15 protein-coding genes are annotated in these 18,066 nt (G+C 70.5%); 6 read left to right on the top strand and 9 right to left on the bottom strand.

Features of this window, described 5'->3' with window-relative positions:
• Nucleotides 1-32: 32 nt before the first annotated feature.
• From der to ACYVKI_RS13415, 8 genes are all read right to left on the bottom strand, one after another.
• Nucleotides 33-1,577, bottom strand: coding sequence for a ribosome biogenesis GTPase Der (gene der, locus ACYVKI_RS13450; protein ID WP_460690871.1), 1,545 nt, complete (start codon nt 1,575-1,577; stop codon nt 33-35).
• A gap of 172 nt (nt 1,578-1,749) precedes the next feature.
• Nucleotides 1,750-2,511 carry a (d)CMP kinase gene (cmk, locus tag ACYVKI_RS13445; RefSeq protein WP_460690870.1) on the bottom strand — a complete coding sequence of 254 codons (762 nt, stop codon included), beginning with the start codon at nt 2,509-2,511 and terminating at the stop codon, nt 1,750-1,752.
• On the bottom strand, nt 2,508-3,668 hold the full coding sequence (locus ACYVKI_RS13440) for a prephenate dehydrogenase (protein WP_460690869.1): 1,161 nt from the start codon (nt 3,666-3,668) through the stop codon (nt 2,508-2,510). The genes cmk and ACYVKI_RS13440 overlap by 4 nt, the downstream gene beginning before the upstream one ends.
• Complete coding sequence (locus ACYVKI_RS13435) at nt 3,665-4,627, bottom strand: pseudouridine synthase (protein WP_460690868.1); 963 nt, start codon at nt 4,625-4,627, stop codon at nt 3,665-3,667. Before ACYVKI_RS13435 ends, ACYVKI_RS13440 begins: the two co-directional genes overlap by 4 nt.
• Before the next feature lie 44 nt (nt 4,628-4,671).
• Complete coding sequence (gene scpB / locus ACYVKI_RS13430; RefSeq protein WP_460690867.1) at nt 4,672-5,298, bottom strand: SMC-Scp complex subunit ScpB; 627 nt, start codon at nt 5,296-5,298, stop codon at nt 4,672-4,674.
• Nucleotides 5,291-6,235, bottom strand: a complete 945-nt coding sequence (locus ACYVKI_RS13425; protein ID WP_460690866.1) for a segregation and condensation protein A — start codon at nt 6,233-6,235, stop codon at nt 5,291-5,293. The genes scpB and ACYVKI_RS13425 overlap by 8 nt, the downstream gene beginning before the upstream one ends.
• A gap of 17 nt (nt 6,236-6,252) precedes the next feature.
• A complete protein-coding gene (locus ACYVKI_RS13420) occupies nt 6,253-7,140 on the bottom strand; it encodes a ParA family protein (protein WP_460690865.1) in 888 nt (295 codons plus the stop codon).
• Nucleotides 7,141-7,350: 210 nt separating this feature from the next.
• Nucleotides 7,351-9,273 (bottom strand): AMP-binding protein, encoded by a 1,923-nt coding sequence (locus tag ACYVKI_RS13415; protein ID WP_460690864.1) that lies wholly within the window; start codon nt 9,271-9,273, stop codon nt 7,351-7,353.
• 173 nt (nt 9,274-9,446) lie between these two features.
• On the opposite strand from ACYVKI_RS13415, the gene ACYVKI_RS13410 reads away from it, so the two are divergent.
• Genes ACYVKI_RS13410 through ACYVKI_RS13395 form a run of 4 tightly spaced genes read left to right on the top strand, consistent with a single transcriptional unit; the run spans nt 9,447 to nt 13,801 of the window.
• The gene (locus tag ACYVKI_RS13410; RefSeq protein ID WP_460690863.1) at nt 9,447-10,145 is read left to right on the top strand and encodes a GntR family transcriptional regulator; all 699 of its coding nucleotides are present in this window, start codon (nt 9,447-9,449) and stop codon (nt 10,143-10,145) included.
• A 45-nt stretch (nt 10,146-10,190) separates the two neighbouring features.
• On the top strand, nt 10,191-11,708 hold the full coding sequence (locus tag ACYVKI_RS13405; protein WP_460690862.1) for an MmgE/PrpD family protein: 1,518 nt from the start codon (nt 10,191-10,193) through the stop codon (nt 11,706-11,708).
• Nucleotide 11,709: 1 nt separating this feature from the next.
• Nucleotides 11,710-12,636, top strand: coding sequence for a methylisocitrate lyase (prpB, locus tag ACYVKI_RS13400; RefSeq protein WP_460690861.1), 927 nt, complete (start codon nt 11,710-11,712; stop codon nt 12,634-12,636).
• Nucleotides 12,637-12,652: 16 nt separating this feature from the next.
• Nucleotides 12,653-13,801 (top strand): bifunctional 2-methylcitrate synthase/citrate synthase, encoded by a 1,149-nt coding sequence (locus ACYVKI_RS13395; RefSeq protein ID WP_460690860.1) that lies wholly within the window; start codon nt 12,653-12,655, stop codon nt 13,799-13,801.
• A 76-nt stretch (nt 13,802-13,877) separates the two neighbouring features.
• On the opposite strand, the gene hutH is transcribed toward ACYVKI_RS13395, so the two are convergent.
• Nucleotides 13,878-15,485, bottom strand: coding sequence for a histidine ammonia-lyase (gene hutH / locus ACYVKI_RS13390; protein WP_460690859.1), 1,608 nt, complete (start codon nt 15,483-15,485; stop codon nt 13,878-13,880).
• Between the two features lie 121 nt (nt 15,486-15,606).
• Between hutH and ACYVKI_RS13385 the strand changes: the two genes are divergently transcribed.
• Both ACYVKI_RS13385 and ACYVKI_RS13380 read left to right on the top strand, forming a co-directional pair.
• Nucleotides 15,607-16,329, top strand: coding sequence for an IclR family transcriptional regulator (locus ACYVKI_RS13385; protein WP_460690858.1), 723 nt, complete (start codon nt 15,607-15,609; stop codon nt 16,327-16,329).
• Nucleotides 16,330-16,332: 3 nt separating this feature from the next.
• Complete coding sequence (locus ACYVKI_RS13380; protein WP_460690857.1) at nt 16,333-18,042, top strand: urocanate hydratase; 1,710 nt, start codon at nt 16,333-16,335, stop codon at nt 18,040-18,042.
• Nucleotides 18,043-18,066: the final 24 nt, after the last annotated feature.

The raw sequence follows: 18,066 nt of genomic DNA, 5'->3' as shown, positions 1-18,066 counted from the left end.
TCGGGCCCCGATGCCGCATCGACCCCCGGATGTCATTTCTTCCGGCGGCGCTTCTCCCGCACGCGCATGGACACCTCGATCGGTGTGCCGGTGAAGTCGAACGTCTCACGGAGCCGACGCACGATGAACCGTCGATATCCGGCATCCAGGAAGCCGGTGGTGAACAGCACGACCTTCGGCGGACGGCTCGACGGCTGGGTCCCGAACAGGATCCTGGGCTGCTTGCCGCCGCGGACCGGGTGCGGGTGCGCGGCCACCAGCTCACCGAGGAACGCGTTGAGCCGACCGGTGGGGATCCGCTGCCCCCAGTTCTCCAGAGCGGTCTCCAGAGCAGGCGCCAGGCGGTCCTTGTGCCACCCGGTCTGCGCCGAGACGTTCACCCGCGGAGCCCAGGCGACGTGACCCAGGTCGCGCTGGATCTCCCGCTCCAGGTAATAGCGGCGCTCCTCATCGAGCAGATCCCATTTGTTGTACGCGATCACCAGTGCCCGGCCGGAGTCCACGGCCAGCTGCAGGATGCGCACGTCCTGCTCCGAGATCGGCTCGTCCACAGCCAGCAGCACCACGGCGACCTCAGCCTTGTCCAACGCCCGCTGGGTCCGCAGCATCGCGTAGAACTCGGAGCCCTGGGCCATGTGCTGCCGCCGCCGGATGCCGGCCGTGTCGACGAACCTCCAGGTCTTGCCGCCGAGCTCGACCATCTCGTCCACGGGGTCCCGGGTGGTGCCCGCGACGTCGTCGACGACGACCCGCTCCGCTCCGGCCAGCTTATTCAGCAAAGAGGACTTGCCCACATTGGGCCGCCCCACCAGTGCCACCCGACGCGGGCCTCCCCGTGGGACCAGCCCCCCGTGCTGGGCCGTCTCCGGCATGGCCTTCACCGCGGCGTCCAGCACGTCCCCGGTCCCGGTCCCGTGCAGGGCGGAGACCGGATGCGGCTCCCCCAGGCCGAGATTCCACAGCCCGTAGACCTCGGCCATCTGCGCGTCGGAGTCCACCTTGTTGGCGGCCAGCAGCACTGGCTTCTTCTTCCGGCGCAGCATGCGCACCACGGCCTCGTCCACCGCAGTCGCACCGACCAGCCCGTCGACCACGAACAGCACCGCGTCGGCCTCGTCCACGGCGACCTCGGCCTGCTCGGCCACCCGCCGGTGGATGCCGCGGGCGTCCTGCTCCCAGCCTCCGGTGTCCACGATCGTGAACTCCTTGCCGTTCCACTCGGCGTCGTAGGAGACGCGGTCCCGAGTCACTCCGGGCACGTCCTCCACCACCGCCTGTTTGGAACGGATGATCCGGTTGACCAGAGTCGACTTGCCGACATTCGGCCGACCCACGATGGCCAGCACCGGTGGCGCCGGGACGAACGGCTCACCCTCGTCGTCGTGGTCCTGGCCGGTCAGCAGCGCCGCGTCCTCGTCCTCGAGCTCGTAGTCCTCGAGCCCGGCGCGCAGCGCGGCGGCGCGGGCCTCGGCCTCCTCCTCGGTGATCGCGGCGAGCCGCTCGGCCAGGCGGTCATCCTCGACGGCAGGGGTGAAATCCTCGCCGCCCTGAGGGGTCGCGTCATCGTGTCGGGCCATTGCTGCTCCTGGTCTGTGCGAAGTCTTGGGGTCTGTAGGAGGTCTGTCAGAGGTCTGGAGGAAGAAGTCGGTCGGAGGGGCAGGGACGGAGCACCGGGAGGCCTCCGACCCGCTCACCTGCGCTCGGGCGGCGAGCCGGGACGGCTCCAGCCGACGTCGGCCGGCACCGTGCTCACGCGCCCGCTCCGCGCACCGACTCGACACGCGAGACCAGCGCCTCCACGGTCTCCTCGAACGTCAGGTCGGAGGAGTCCAGCACGGCCACCCCGTCTGCCGCCTCGGTGAAGTTCACCGCCGCGGAGTCCTTGGCGTCACGGGCCAGCACCTGACGCTCCAGCGCTTCGGTCGACTGGGTCCCGCCCAGCTGGAGCCCCCGACGGGCCAGCCGCACCTCCGCCGAGGCGGTCAGCAGCACCCGCACCTGAGCATCCGGCGCCACCACCGTGGTGATGTCGCGGCCCTCGGCGACGATGAAGCCCGCCTGATCGATGAGCCGCCGCTGGGCGGAGACCAGCAGGGCCCGCGCCTGACGATTGGTCGCGACCGCCGAGACGCTCTCGGAGATCCTGGCTTCGCGGATCGCCGCGGTGACGTCGGCCTGACCGACGGTGACGGTCTGATGGTCCGGGTCGGTGGAGAGCGAGATCGGCAGCTCCTCGACGGCGAGCGCGATGGCGTCCTCGTCGTCGAGGTCGACGGCACGGTCCAGGCAGTACCAGGTCGCCGCCCGGTACATCGCCCCGGTGTCCAGGTACGCTGCCCGGAGACGCCGGGCCGCCGCCTGGCACACGCTCGACTTCCCGGATCCCGACGGTCCGTCGACCGCGACGATGAGCCGTCGCCCCTCGACGGAGCCGGCGCCCTGCTGGCGACGGCCCTCTGTGAGCGGATCAGCCGCACTGCTGACGGTACGGTCAGCCGCGCCTGCAGTCATCCCTGGACCACCTTCCATCCCCGTTCGGTGAGCGCCCCGGCCAGCTCGTCCCTGCGGCCGGGCAGCACGGACAGCTCCACCATACCGACCTGGTGGCCGGCGGAGTGGTCCATGCGCATGTCTTCGACGTTGACCCCGACCTCCGCGACGTCGTTGAGCACCCCGGCGATCTGACCTGGGCGGTCATCCACGATGACGATCAGCCGCGCGAAGGACTGCGGCGGGGCCCCGTGCTTGCCCGGCACCCGGTCCCTGCCGGAGTTGCCCTCGGCGATCAGCTGCGCGATGTCGGCCTGTCCGCCAGGGGCCCGGGGGTCCTCCAGAGTGCGGATCAGTCGGGCGACGTCATCGCGCAACCCATGAAGGATCTCCACCACCGGCGCAGCGTTGGCGGAGAGGATCTGGACCCACAGTCCGGGGTCCGACGCCGCGATGCGGGTGACGTCGCGCAGTCCATTGCCGGCCAAGGCCAGGGCTGAGGTGGGAGCGTCCTGCAGCCGGGAGGCGACCAGCGAGGCGGCGATCTGCGGCAGGTGAGAGATCAGCGCGACCGAGGCGTCATGCTCGTCCGGGTCCATGTAGTGCACCGTGGCACCGCAACGACGGGCGATCTCCTCCGCCCAGGCCACCGCCGCCGGGGTGGGGACCTGTTCGCCGCTGGTCTCCTCCCGGGCGGGGGTGATGACCCAGGGCATCGAGGTGAACAGCTCACCCCGGGCGGCCACCGGCCCGGACTGCTCCCGACCGGCCATCGGGTGGGTCCCGACGTACCGGGCCAGGTCCGCAGGGCGCACCTCGTGCCCGGAGGCCTGGGCCAGGTCGCGCAGCTCGCGCAGCACCTCGGCCTTGACGGAGGCCACATCGAGCACGATCGCCTCCGGGAACTCCACCAGTGCATCGGCCACCTCGGCGGCGACCACTTCAGGCGGTGCGGCGACGATGACGATCCCCGGATCCGGGTCTGACGCGTCGCGGATGGACCCGGCGCCGATGTCCCTGGCGATGGACTCGGCAGTGCCGGAGGGGTCGGAGAGCTGGACTTCGTGGCCGTCGGCCCGCAGCCCGATGCCGATGCTGGTGCCGAGCAGCCCGGTGCCGCGGATGAGCACCCGTGGCGACTGGCGGCCGAAGTCTGGTGTGGTGCTCAGCGGGTTCACCCGCGTCCTCCTCGGTGTGGTCCCGCGTCGCTCGCGGGCACGCTGGTCAGATCCAACAGATGACCCAACTCCTGCTTGCCCAGGTCTCGGACGGTGCCCTGCGGTTGGTCTCCGATGGTGATGTCACCGATCGCAGTGCGCACCAGACGGGTGACGGGGTGGCCGACGTGGTCGAAGATGCGGCGCACGATCCGGTTCCGCCCCGAGTGCAGCGTCACCTCCACCATGCTGCGCCCCGAGGCGCTGCCCAGCAGGCGGCAGGAGTCCACAGCGATGGGACCGTCGTCCAGAGTGATGCCGCCGGTGAGCGTGCGGCTCAGCGTCTTCGGCACCCGGCCGGTCACCTCCACCAGGTAGGTCTTGGGCACCTCATAGGACGGATGGGTCAGCCGGTGGGCGAGCTCGCCGTCGTTGGTGAGCAGCAGCAGACCTTCGGTCTCGCGGTCCAGCCGTCCGACGTGCACCAGCCGGGCCGCGATCATCTCCGGGTCCAGGTAGTCTCCGATGCTGCGGCGGCCCTGCGGGTCGTCCATGGTGGTGACCACCCCAGAGGGCTTGTTGAACATCACATAGCGATGTTCGACGTCGAGGCTGAGCCGCACACCGTCCACATGGATGACGACGCGCTCCGGCACGACCCGCACACCGGGCTCGACGACGACTCGGCCGTCGACCTGCACCCGACCTTCGGCGATGAGATCCTCACAGACCCGCCGGGAGGCGACCCCCGCCTGTGCGAGCACCTTCTGCAGGCGCACGCCGCCAGGGTCGTGGACGGCCGAGAAGTTCTCCTCGGCCTCGCCGAGCCGCGGCTTGGCACGCTGAGGCTGACCGGAGATGAGACGTTGCGGGTCCTCCCGGGCGAACGGACCGCCGTCCACTCCGGCCCGGGGGGTCCGAGCGGCTCGCGCCGCGCGCGGCTCTCTGGGCGCCCCAGGGCGCTTCCCGGAAGAAGTCATGAGCTCCATTCTACGGGGATGTGCAAACCGGACCGACCCGCGGCTCAGGCGTCCTCCGCCAGGTCTTCGGCCGCTTCCACCCCGGGCAGATGAGGGGAGAGCTGCGGCAGCTCGTCGAGGGATCCCACGCCCAGCTTCTCCAGGAACATCCGGGTGGTCGTGTAGAGCGTGGCTCCGGTGACAGGGTCCGTCCCCGCCGTGTCCACCAGGCCACGGTGGACCAGCGTGCGCACGACACCGTCCACGTTCACCCCACGGATCGCCGCCACCTGCGAGCGCGCCACCGGCTGGCGGTAGGCGATGATCGCCAGGGTCTCCAGGGCCGCCGGGGAGAGCCGGGCGGTCTGCCCGCCCAGCACGAACGCCGAGACCTGCTCCGCATACTCCATCCTGGAGTAGTACCGGTACCCACCGGCCACTTCGCGCAGCTCGTAGCCGCGACGCCGACCTCCTGCCGCGCCGTCGGCCTCGGCACGCAGCTGGTCGAGGAGCACCACGACCTGGTGCTCAGGGATCCGCACCGCCGCGGAGAGCTCCGCGGGGGTCACCGGCTCCTCGGCCACCATGAGCACCGCCTCCACGGCTCCGAGGAAGTCCTCATGGTCGACCAGCTGCACATCCTCCGCCGACTCCAGGGCCGGATCCCTGTGCTGCCCCTCCGGCTCAGCCATCGTGCGCCTCCTGCTCGTCATCCCATCCGTCGTCCCATCCGTCGTCCCATTCGGTCGCGGCACGGTGAGCCGCCGGGGTCTCCCCCTCGGCCGGACCGGACCAGCTGACCATGAGCTCTCCCAGCGGAGAGTCCTGGCTCAGGTCGACGTCCCGGTCGCGGAAGAGCTCCAGAAGCCCCAGGAACCGCACGACGACGACCATCCTGTTCTCCGCGTCCCGGACCAGCTCCGAGAAGCTCAGCATCCCGGCGGCCCGGAGCCGGGTGGCCATCGTCGCCACCTCCTCGCGCACTGTGACCACCGGGGCGTGCAGGTGCTCCAGCCGCACGTCGTCGGGCTCCACGGCGGGGCGGGCGAAGGCCTTCTCCGCGATGGCGCGCAGGTCCTCCGGGGTGGTGCGCCAGACCAGCTCAGGCAGCAGGCCCGCCAGCTGGGGGTCGCTCCCCGGCTGGCGGGCGAACCGGCCGGAGTTCTCATCGAAGGTGGCCTGCACCTGGGAGGCGATCTCTTTGAACGCCCGGTACTGGAGCAGCCGGGCGAACAGCAGGTCACGGGCTTCCAGGGCCGCGAGATCCTCCTCGGAGTCCACCTCTCCGCTGGGCAGCAGCTGGGCGGCTTTGAGATCCAGCAGTGTGGCCGCCACCAGGATGAAGTTCGAGGACTCGTCCAACGCCTGGGGGCTGAAGAAACCCTCTTCGGCCCCGGCCTCGGCGGAGAGCCGCCGGACGTATCCGACGAACTCGTCGGTGACCGCGGCGAGCGCCACCGTGGTGACATCCATCTGTCGCTTCGCGATCAGCCCCAGCAGCAGGTCGAAGGGTCCGTCGAAGTTCTCCAGGGAGACCGTGAAACCGCTGGCCCCCTCGGTCTCCGCCACGCCGGCGGCGAGGGTGTCGCCAGCCGTGTCGTCAGGGTGGTCGACAGCGGCATCGCTCATCGGAGGCTCCGCAGCGGTCAGGGCGCCCCGCCGCGGGCCACGAGCTCCCGGGCCAGCTGCCGATAGGCCTTGGCGCCCTCATGCTTATGGGCGTAGGAGGTGATCGGCTCCGCGGCGACGGTCGCGTCGGGGAACTTCACCGTGCGCTTGATGACGGTCTCGAAGACTTTGTCCCCGAAGGCCTCGACGATCCGGGCGATGACCTCGCGGCTGTGCAGGGTGCGGGTGTCGACCATCGTGGCCAGCACACCGTCGATCTCCAGGTCCGGATTGAGCCGATCCTGCACCTTCTCGATGGTGTCCACCAGCAGCGCCACCGCCCGCAGCGCGAAGAACTCCGCGACCAGCGGGATGATCACCCCGTGGGCCGCCGTCAGCGCGTTGACGGTCAGCAGGCCCAGGGACGGCTGGCAGTCGATGATGATGACGTCATAGTCATCGCTGACCTGACGCAGCGCACGGTCCAGGACCTGCTCGCGGGCGACCTCGTTGACCAGCTGCACCTCGGCGGCAGAGAGGTCGATGTTCGCCGGCAGCAGGTCAACGCCGGGAACATGCGTGGTCAGGATCGCGTCGCGGGCGGCGACCTCACGTTCCATCATCACGTTGTAGACGGAGGTCTCCAGCTCATGCGGACTCGTGCCCAACCCTGCGGAGAGCGCCCCCTGTGGGTCGAAGTCGACCATGAGCACCTTGCGTCCATACTCAGCGAGCGCGGCCCCCAGGTTGATCGCCGAGGTGGTCTTGCCGACCCCGCCCTTCTGATTGACCATCGCGATGGTGCGCGCGGGGCCGGTGCTCGTCAGCGGAGCGGGGACGGGGAACTCATGCTTGGGACGGCCGGTGGGGCCGATGATCGCCTCACCATGGATGGTGAAGAGCTCGGTCGGCTGGTCGTTGCTCACTGACTCCCTCGCTTCTCCGTCGCGCCGTCGTCTCGTGTGGCACCGCCTGTCATGAGGCCGGTGCGCCGCCGAGGAGGCTCCGGTCAGCCACCGGAGGACCACCGCAGGCGGGCAGAACCCGACCAGACTACCCCCGACCCGGTGCCGACCACACGCCGGCTGTTCATCCCCAGATTGAAGGACGCCCCCTGCGCACCGCAGCCGGGGCGTTCACCGCTGGCGGCGCAGCACAGGGACGAGCTCATCGAGCACCGCAGGGTCCTCGATGGTGGAGGGCACCCGGTGCTCCTCGCCGTCGGCGATCTGCCGCATGGTCTTGCGCAGGATCTTCCCGGAGCGGGTCTTGGGCAGTGCGGGCACCACGGCGACGTCCTTGAAGTCGGCCACCGGCCCGATCCTGCGCCGCACCAGGTCGGTCAGCTCCTCGCGCAGAAGGCCCGGGTCTCTCTCATACCCGGTCTTGAGCACCACGTATCCTCCGGCACGCTGGCCTTTGAGCTCGTCGGCCAGACCGATGACAGCGCATTCGGCCACCGCAGGATGCGAGGCGACCGCGGCCTCGATCGCCCCGGTGGACAGACGGTGGCCGGCCACATTGATGACGTCGTCGGTCCGACCCATGACGAACAGGTAGCCGTCCTCGTCCAGCACTCCGGAGTCCCCGGTCGCGTAGAAGCCGGGGAACGCCGCGAGGTAGGAGTCGATGTAGCGCTGGTCGTCTCCCCACAGAGTGGGCAGGGTGCCCGGGGGCAGGGGCAGCCGCAGGGCGATCGTGCCCTCCTGACCCGCCGGCAGCTCCTCGCCGTCAGCGCCGAGGATGACGACGTCGTAGCCGGCCATGGGCACGGTCGCCGAGCCTTCCTTGGTCGGCAGGGGCTCGATGCCGACGGGGTTCGCCGCGATGGGCCATCCCGTCTCGGTCTGCCACCAGTTGTCGATCACCGGCACTCCGAGCGCCTCACCGATCCACCGCTGCGTGTCCGGATCGAGCCGCTCGCCGGCGACGAAGAGGTGCTGCAGCGAGGAGGTGTCATGCTCGGCCAGCAGGGCCGCCTCCGGGTCGGCCTTGCGGATGGCCCGCAGCGCCGTCGGGGCGGTGAACAGCGCGGTGACCTGGTGGTCGTCGATCAGCCTCCAGAATGCCGCGGCGTCGGGGGTGCCCACGGGCTTGCCCTCGTAGAGCACCGTGGTGGCCCCGACCAGCAGGGGGCCGTAGACGATGTAGGAGTGGCCCACCACCCAGCCGACGTCGGAGGCTGTCAGCATGGTCTGGCCGGGCCCGACGTCGAAGACGGCGGCCATGGACCAGCTCAGCGCCACCGCCGTGCCGCCCTGGTCCCTGACCACGCCCTTGGGGCGACCGGTCGTGCCGGAGGTGTAGAGCACGTAGAGCGGGTCGGTGGCCGCCACGGACACGGGTCCTGCAGGGGTCGCCTGGGCCGAGAGCTGCTCCCAGTCCTGCCAGCGGGCCGGTGAGTCTGCGGCCGCCTCCGCCATTCCGTGGGAGAACCCGTCCCGGTGCTGGACGACGACCTCACGGACGGGATGCTCCGCCAGGGCGATCGCCTCCGCCACGGTGGGCAGGTACTCCACCCGCCGGGACGGCTCGATCCCGCCGCTGGCGGTGAGCACGACGTCGGCGGACGAGTCGTCGATGCGGGCGGCCAGCTCGGCTGCGGCGAACCCGCCGAAGACCACCGAATGCACCGCGCCGAGCCGGGCGCAGGCGAGCATCGCGATGGGGGCCTGCGGAATCATCGGCAGATAGATGATGGCCCGGTCCCCGTGGCCGACCCCCAGCTCCGCGAGCATTCCGGCGCAGCGGGCGACCTCGTCGGTGAGCTCGGCGTAGGTGTAGCGGCGCGCCGTGCCGGTGACCGCGGAATCGTGGATCAGCGCGATCTCTTCGCCGCGGCCCGACTCCAGGTGACGGTCCAGACAGTTCCGGCTCAGGTTCAGCCGGGCGTCGGGGAACCAGCGGTGGATCGGCGCCGCGGAGTCGTCCAGGGCACGCTCCGGGCGGCGGTCCCAGTCCACGCACTGTGCGGCGTGCAGCCAGAAGTCCTCCGGGTCCCGCAACGAGCGGCCGTGGATCTCCCGGTAGTCCCCGCGCCACGTCTGCTGTGCCGCCATGGCAGCCCTCCTGGTCCTGTCCTGCCTGTCCTGCACGGACTCGTGCACCCACCCCACCCAGACTATGACCTGCCTCACACCCAGTAAAGATCCATGTATACACCAGGTCCCTGCACGACGGCCCCGCACCGTGGGTCTCGTGCACATCGGCCTGCGCTGTATACACTGCAGGTATGCGTGCCAGCGATCGTGCCTACCAGCGGCTGCGCGAGGAGATTCTGGAAGGTTCCCTCGCCCCGGGGACTCTGCTCGGCGAGGTCGAACAGGCTGAGCGCCTCGGAGTCTCCCGGACCCCCTTGCGCGAGGCGCTCTCCCGGCTCGCCGCCGACGGGCTCGCTGATCAGAGTCAGGGCCGCGGCACCCTGGTGAGCTCCATCTCGCTGGACGACGTGGACCTGCTCTTCGAGCTGCGCCTCCCCTTGGAGGTCCAGGCGGCGCGGCTCGCCGCGCACCGCGGAGACTCCACCCGGTTCACGGCGCTGGCCGCTCGTTTCGCCGAGCTCGAAGGAGCACTGGCCTCACCCTCCGGCCCCCTGACCCTCCACGGACCGCAGAGGGACGACCTGGAGAACCGGTGCTACGAACTCGCCGCGCAGCTGGACGACGCCATCGCCGAGGCGGTGGACAATCCGTATCTCACCGGCGCGCTGCGCAGCCTGCGGGTGCACCTGGTGCGCGTCCGGCGGCTCGCCCGTGACGAACCGGCCCGGCTGGCCGAGTCGGCCCGCGAACACCGCACCGTCTGCTCCGCCATCGCCTCAGCCGACGGCGAGACCGCGGCCGCGGCGATGCTCATCCACCTGCGACGCAGCCTGGCCTACATCACCGGCCGAGCCACCGCGCCGGCCGCTGATCTGAAGACCGCCCCCTGACCACCGCCCCTGACGCATCATCCATCCAGAGAGGAACACCGCCCCATGATCACCCACACCGTGCGGGTGCACCGCAGCGAGGAGAACCTGCCCCGTGAGGGGCAGCTGGCCTGGAAGATCGCCCAGGTCGCCGCCGATCCCGTCTCCGTGGACCCGGAGGTCACCGAGATGGTGATCAACCGCATCATCGACAACGCCGCAGTGGCCGTGGCCTCGCTGAAGCGGGCGCCGATCGTCGCCGCCCGCGCCCAGGCGCTGGACCACCGGGTCTCCGCCTCCGGCGCCGGAGGCTCGATCGTCGGCATCCCCGAGAAGTCCAGCCCGGAATGGGCCGCCTGGGCCAACGGCGTCGCCGTCCGTGAGCTCGACTACCACGACACCTTCCTGGCGGCCGACTACTCGCACCCTGGCGACAACATCCCGGCGCTGCTGGCCGTCGCCCAGCACACCGGCTGTTCCGGCGCCCAACTGATCCGCGGCATCGCCACCGGCTATGAGATCCAGGTGGACCTGGTCAAGGCCATCTGCCTGCACCAGCACAAGATCGACCATGTCGCACACCTGGGTCCCTCCGCGGCCGCCGGCCTGGGGACCCTGCTGGGCCTGGAGACCGAGACGATCTTCCAGGCCGTCGGCCAGGCTCTGCACACCACCACCGCGACCCGTCAGTCCCGCAAGGGCGAGATCTCCACATGGAAGGCCCATGCCCCCGCCTTCGCCGGGAAGATGGCCGTGGAAGCAGTGGACCGGGCGATGCGCGGCCAGACCTCCCCGGTGCCGATCTACGAAGGCGAGGACGGCGTCATCGCCTGGATGCTGGACGGTCCGGGGGCCTCCTACGAGGTCCCGCTGCCGGCCAGCGGTGAGTCCAAGCGCGCGATCCTGGACACCTACACCAAGGAGCACTCGGCCGAATACCAGGCCCAGGCCTGGATCGATCTGGCCCGGAAGCTCCACCACCAGCACCCCGAGGCCACTGAGCCGGGCAATGTCGAGTCCATCCTGATCCGCACCAGTCACCACACCCACTACGTGATCGGTTCCGGGGCCAACGACCCGCAGAAGTATGACCCCACCGCCTCCCGCGAGACGCTGGACCACTCGATCCCCTACATCTTCACGGTCGCGCTGCAGGACGGCGCCTGGCACCACGTGGACTCCTACGCCCCGGAGCGCGCCGGTCGTGAGGACACCGTGGCACTGTGGCACAAGGTCACCACTGAGGAGGACCCGGAGTGGACCCGCCGCTACCACTCCCTGGACATCGCGGAGAAGGCCTTCGGCGGCTCCGTGGAGATCCGGCTGACCGATGGCCGCACCATCACCGATGAGATCGCCGTGGCCGACGCCCACCCGCTGGGTGCCCGCCCCTTCGCCCGGGAGCAGTACATCGAGAAGTTCCGCTCCCTGGCCGCCGACGTCGTCGCCGACGACGAGGTCGAGCGCTTCCTCGAGGCCGTCCAGCACCTGGAGTCGCTGCCCGCCGGGGAGCTGGATCAGCTCAACGTGCAGGCGGCCGACGGCGTCATCGACCCGACCGCCGGTCCGAAGGGACTCTTCTGAGATGCTGTACTCGACCACCACACCGCGGCAGAAGCGCCGTGCGCTGCGCGAGATGCTCGTCCCCGGCGCGGCGCGCCAGTTCCCCGGGACCTTCACCCCCCTCTCGGCGCCACTGATCCAAGAGAAGGGCTTCGACGGCGTCTACATCTCCGGAGCGGTGCTCGCCAACGAGCTCGGCCTGCCGGACATCGGACTGACCACGCTGACCGAGGTCGCCCACGGGGCCGGGCAGATCGCCCGGGCCACGGACCTTCCCGCCCTGGTCGACGCCGACACCGGATTCGGCGAGCCGATGAACGTGGCCCGCACCGTCCAGGAGCTCGAGGACGCCGGCCTGGCCGGCTGTCACATCGAGGACCAGTTCAACCCCAAGCGCTGCGGCCACCTGGACGGCAAGAACCTGGTGGATCTGCAGACCGCCACCCAGCGGATCGCCGCCGCAGCCCAGGGGCGCCGGGACGAGGACTTCCTCATCATGGCGCGCACCGACCTGCGCGCCGTCGAAGGACCCGACGCCGCCGTCGACCGGGCCAAGGCGCTCGTCGACGCCGGAGCGGACGCGATCTTCCCTGAGGCCATGAAGGACCTCAGCGAGTTCGCCACGGTCTGCGAGGCGGTGGACGTGCCGGTGCTGGCCAATATGACCGAGTTCGGCAAGTCCGCCCTGTTCACCCGGCAGCAGCTCGCCGACGCAGGCGTGGCGATGATCATCTACCCGGTCACCTCGCTGCGCTCGGCCATGGGCGCGATCGAGCGGACATTGGACACCCTGGCCTCCCACGGCACTCAGGAGCCCGCTGTGGACGAGATGATGACCCGCGCCCGGCTCTACGAGCTGGTCGACTACGAGGCGTACAACACCTTCGACACCGGCATCTTCAACTTCGAGGTGCCCGAGATTCACCGCAGCAACGAGCCGAACCACTGACCTGAGGAGGTCACCGATGTCCGAGAACCACGACGCCGAGCAGGTCCGCAAGGGACTGGCCGGCGTGATCGCCGATCACACTGCGGTCTCCAAGGTGAATCCGGAGACGAACTCTCTGCTCTACCGCGGCTACCCGGTCCAGCAGCTGGCCGCCCAGCTGTCCTTCGAGGAGGTGGCGCTGCTGCTCTGGACCGGGGAGCTGCCCGGCGAAGCTGAGCGGGAGGAGTTCACCGCCTTCGAACGCGCCCACCGGGCGCTGGATCCCCGGGTGAAGGCCGCCATCGATCTGCTTCCTGTCGACTGCCACCCGATGGACGTAGGCCGCACCGCCATCTCCGTGCTGGGGGCCGCCCACCCGCAGGCCGAGGACTCCGCACCCGAGGTGGAGCTGACCAAGGCGAAGGCGCTCTTCGCCGCGTTCCCGGCCGTGGTCGCCTATGATCAGCGCCGCCGCCGGGGCCTCGACGTCGTCGAACCGCGCGATGACCTGGACTACTCCCAGAACTTCCTGTGGATGACCTTCGCTGAGGAGCAGCCCGCCGAGGTGGTGGATGCGTTCCGCGTCTCGATGGTGCTCTACGCCGAACACTCCTTCAACGCCTCCACCTTCACTGCACGCGTGGTCACCTCCACCCTGGCCGACCTGCACTCCGCGGTGACCGCGGCGGTCGGCGCGCTGAAGGGCCCGCTGCACGGCGGCGCCAACGAGGCGGTGATGCACACGTTCGAGGAGATCGGCATCGACCCCTCCGAGACCCGCGCCGAGGCGGCCGTCCGTGCCAAAGCCTGGATGGAGCAGTCGCTCGCTGAGAAGCGCAAGGTGATGGGCTTCGGGCACCGGGTCTACAAGAACGGCGATTCCCGGGTTCCCACGATGAAGCAGGCCCTGGACGCCATGGTCGCCCACTACGGCCGCGGTGAGCTGATGGGCCTCTATGACGGACTCGAGGCCGCGATGGACGAGGCCAAGGGCATCAAGCCCAACCTCGACTACCCGGCGGGTCCGACCTACCACCTCATGGGCTTCGACACCGAGATGTTCACTCCGCTGTTCATCGCCTCGCGGATCACCGGCTGGACGGCCCACATCATGGAGCAGCGGGCCTCCAACGCGTTGATCCGCCCGTTGAGCGCCTACAACGGACCCGCTGAGCGGAGCCTGTGAGGCTCCGCCCAGCGGGCCAGTGAGACGAGCGGGGCGGGTGGGCAGACCAGGCGAGGCCTGTGCCTGCGTCGCCTGATCAGCGCAGCGGGGATCCCAGCGCCTGGTCTGCGGCGGCGAGGATCTCGCCGTCGCGGACCAGGTCCACGACCTCGTCGATCTCCGGGGCCAGGTACCGGTCGGTGTCCGGGCCGGCGACCCGGGAGCGCACGGCCCGACGCACCGCCGTGAGCGCGACGGCGGTGCGGGCCTGATCCACCCCGCCGTCGCGCATGTCCAGGGCGCGGGCGGCGGTGAGGATCTCCACCGCCAGCACGCGGATGATCCCGTCGACGGCGCGGCGCAGCTTCAGCCCGGCCGCCCAGCCCATCGAGACGTGGTCCTCCTGCATCGCCGAGCTGGGGATGGAGTCCGCCGAGGCCGGCACGGCCAGGCGCTTGAGCTCGGAGACGATGCCGGCCTGCGTGTACTGGGCAATCATGTGCCCGGAGTCCACTCCGGGGTCGTGGGCGAGGAAGGCGTTGAGGCCATGGCTGCGGGAGGAGTCCAGCATCCGGTCAGTGCGCCGCTCCGACATCGAGGCACAGTCCGCCACGGCGATGGCCAGGAAGTCCAGGACGTATCCCACCGGTGCCCCGTGGAAGTTCCCGTTGGACTCCACCCGGCCGTCCACTGTGACCACGGGGTTGTCGATGGCGGAGGCCAGCTCATAGCCCGCCACGGCTTCGGCGTGGGCGAGTGTGGAGCGCACCGCGCCGTGGACCTGGGGTGCGCAGCGCAGGGAGTAGGCGTCCTGGACGCGGGTGTGCCGGTGCTCGCCGCCTCGGGTCTCGGCGATGAGCTCCGAGTCTGCGAGCAGTCGACGCAGGTTCGAGGCGGCGTCGGCCTGCCCCGGCTGCGGGCGCAGCGCGTGGAGGTCCGCGGCGAAGACGGCGTCGGTGCCCTGCAGCGCCTCGATGGTCATCGCGGTGGCGATGTCCGCGGTGCGCACCAGCATCTGCAGGTCGGCGGCGGCCAGGACCAGCATGCCCAGCATGCCGTCGGTGCCGTTGATCAGCGCCAGGCCTTCCTTCTCCTGCAGCTCGATCGGCTCGATCCCCGCTGCGGCGAGCGCCTCGTCGGCCGGACGGCGCACGCCGTCGGCGTCGAAGACCTCCCCCTCCCCCATCACGGCCAGGGCGCAGTGCGACAGCGGCGCGAGGTCGCCCGAGCAGCCCAGTGAGCCGTACTCTCCGACCACGGGGGTGATCCCGGCGTTGAGCAGGGCGGCGTACCGCTGAGCGACCTCGGGGCGGACGCCGGTGCGTCCGGTGGCCATGGTGGCCAGTCGGTTGAGCATCAGCCCGCGGACGACCTCGCGGTCCACGGGAGCGCCGGAGGAGGCGGCATGGGAGCGCACCAGGGAGCGCTGCAGCTGGCGTCGACGCTCCGGCGGGATCTGCTTGACGGCCAGTGCACCGAACCCCGTGGAGACCCCGTAGTGGGGCAGCGGGTCCGCGGCGAGGGATTCGATCACCCCGCGGGAGAGGCGCATCGCCTCCACCGCCTCGTCCCCGAGCACGACCTCGGCGTCGTGGCGTGACACCGCGAGGACCTCGTCGGGGCGCAGCGGCCCGGTCTCCACGGTGATCCTGGCAGGGTTGCCCCGCGGGTGCTGCCCGGTCGTCCCTGTCGGCCTCGATGTCATGAAAAGCTCCTCCCGGTGTTGCCATCTGCTGAAATTCACGTTTCAATAAGTGAAACGCACTCTCGCCGTCTTGGCAAGGCCCGCCACTCGCGCGGAGCACCGGAGAGGAGAAATCCGCCCCATGGCTGAATCATCGACACGCACCGTGGCCCGAGCACTCGACCTGCTGGCCGCCGTCTGCGACGCCGGCGACCTCCCGCTGGCCGAGGTCGCCCGACGCACCGAGCTCTCCTCCTCCACTGCGCTGCGTCTGCTGCGCACCCTGGAGGGCGCGGGATTCGTCCGCCGCGACACGGACGGGACCTACCGGCCCGGGCTGCGCATCATGCAGCTCGGCGCCCAGGCGCTCAGTTCGGAATCGCTGGTCTCACTGGCCGCGGATCCGCTGCGCCGACTCGTGGAGGCCACCGGGGAGTCCTGCTACCTGAGCGTGCCGCACCTGCAGAGCGCCCAGAACGGATACGGCATCTACCTGGCCATGGAGGAGGGCACCCACTCGGTGCGCCACACCTCCTGGGTGGGTCGGACCGTGCCCCTGGAAGGCACCGCCGCCGGTGCCGCCCTGCGCGGCGACGCTCCGGCGGAGGGGCCCGACGCCGGCTACGTGGTGGTCGAGGACGCCGTCGAATCCGACGTCACCGCCATCGCCGCTCCGGTGCGCGTGGACACCAGCTCCGATGACGGCGCCATCGTCGCCGCGCTGTCCATCGTGGCCCCCTCCTACCGCATGACCGCCCAGCGGGCCGCAGACTACGGCCGCCTGGTCGCGCAGGAGGCCCACGGCATCCTGCGGGCCGCCCAGGACACCCCACACCAGACCGATCTCCACGAAAGGGACCGCTGACCCATGACTGACACCACCACCCGCCACGACCCCAGCCGGAGCATCCGCGCCGCCCGCGGCACGGAGCTGACGGCGAAGAGCTGGCAGACAGAAGCTCCGCTGCGGATGCTGATGAACAACCTCGACCCGGAGGTCGCCGAACGCCCCGAAGACCTGGTCGTCTACGGTGGAACCGGCCGCGCCGCTCGGAGCTGGGAGGCCTACGACGCCATCGTCGCCACGTTGAAGGACCTCGAGGAGGATGAGACCCTGCTGGTCCAGTCCGGCAAGCCCGTCGGCGTGCTGCGCACCCACCGGTGGGCCCCCCGGGTGCTGCTGGCGAACTCGAACCTGGTCGGCGACTGGGCCACCTGGCCCGAGTTCCGCCGGCTCGAGGACGAGGGGCTGATGATGTACGGACAGATGACGGCCGGCTCCTGGATCTACATCGCGACCCAAGGCATCCTGCAGGGCACCTACGAGACCTTCTCCGCCGTCGCGAAGAGGATGCACGAGCAGGGCCGCATCACCGAGCCGACGCTGGCCGGCACGCTGAGCATCACCGGCGGCTGCGGCGGCATGGGCGGAGCCCAGCCGCTGGCCGTGACGCTCAACGGAGGCGCCTGCCTGATCGTCGACGTCGACGAGACCCGGCTGCGCCGCCGCCAGGCCAAGCGGTACCTCGACGACGTCGAGACGGACCTGGACGCCGCCCTGGCGAAGGTCGTCGCCGCGAAGGACGAGCGCCGCCCGCTCTCCGTGGGCTATGTCGGCAACGCCGCCGACGTCTTCCCCGAGCTGCTGCGTCGCCACCGGGCCGGCACGGTCGCCGTGGACATCGTCACCGACCAGACCTCCGCCCATGACCCGCTGTCCTACCTGCCGGTGGAGCACACCATGGGTGACTGGGCCGCCGAGGCCGAAGCCGACCCGGTCGGCTTCACCAAGAAGTCCCAGACCTCCATGGCCCGCCAGGTCGAGGCGATGGTCGGCTTCCAGGATGAAGGGGCCGAGGTCTTCGACTACGGCAACTCCATCCGCGACGAGGCCCGCCACGCCGGTTATGAGCGCGCCTTCGAGTTCCCCGGCTTCGTCCCGGCCTACATCCGTCCGCTGTTCTGCGAGGGTCTGGGACCGTTCCGCTGGGTGGCGCTCTCCGGCGACCCCGAGGACATCCGGGTCACCGACGAGGCCATCAAGGAGCTCTTCCCGGAGAACGAGCACCTGCACCGGTGGATCGACGCCGCGCAGGAGCACGTCGAGTTCGAGGGCCTGCCGGCGCGCATCTGCTGGCTCGGCTACGGCGAGCGCCACCAGGCCGGCCTGCTGTTCAACCGGCTGGTCGCCGAGGGCAAGGTCTCCGCACCGATCGTCATCGGCCGCGACCACCTGGACTCCGGGTCCGTGGCCTCCCCGTACCGGGAGACCGAGGCGATGGCCGACGGCTCCGACGCGATCGCCGACTGGCCGCTGCTCAACGCCCTGACCTCGACCAGCTCCGGGGCCACCTGGGTCTCGATCCACCACGGCGGCGGGGTCGGCATGGGCCGCTCCATCCACGCCGGGCAGGTGGGTCTCGCCGACGGCACCGACCTGGCCGCGGAGAAGCTCGAGCGGCTGCTCACCAACGACCCGGCGATGGGCGTCATCCGGCACGCCGACGCCGGCTATGACCGGGCCGACGAGGTCGCCGCCGACCGTGGGGTCCGCATTCCGATGCGGGACCGCGCCTGACCCCAGGACTCCTGGAGGGCCCAC

It is taken from the genome of Nesterenkonia suensis (assembly GCF_054782935.1).
This window is presented reverse-complemented; position numbering and strand designations above follow the sequence as displayed.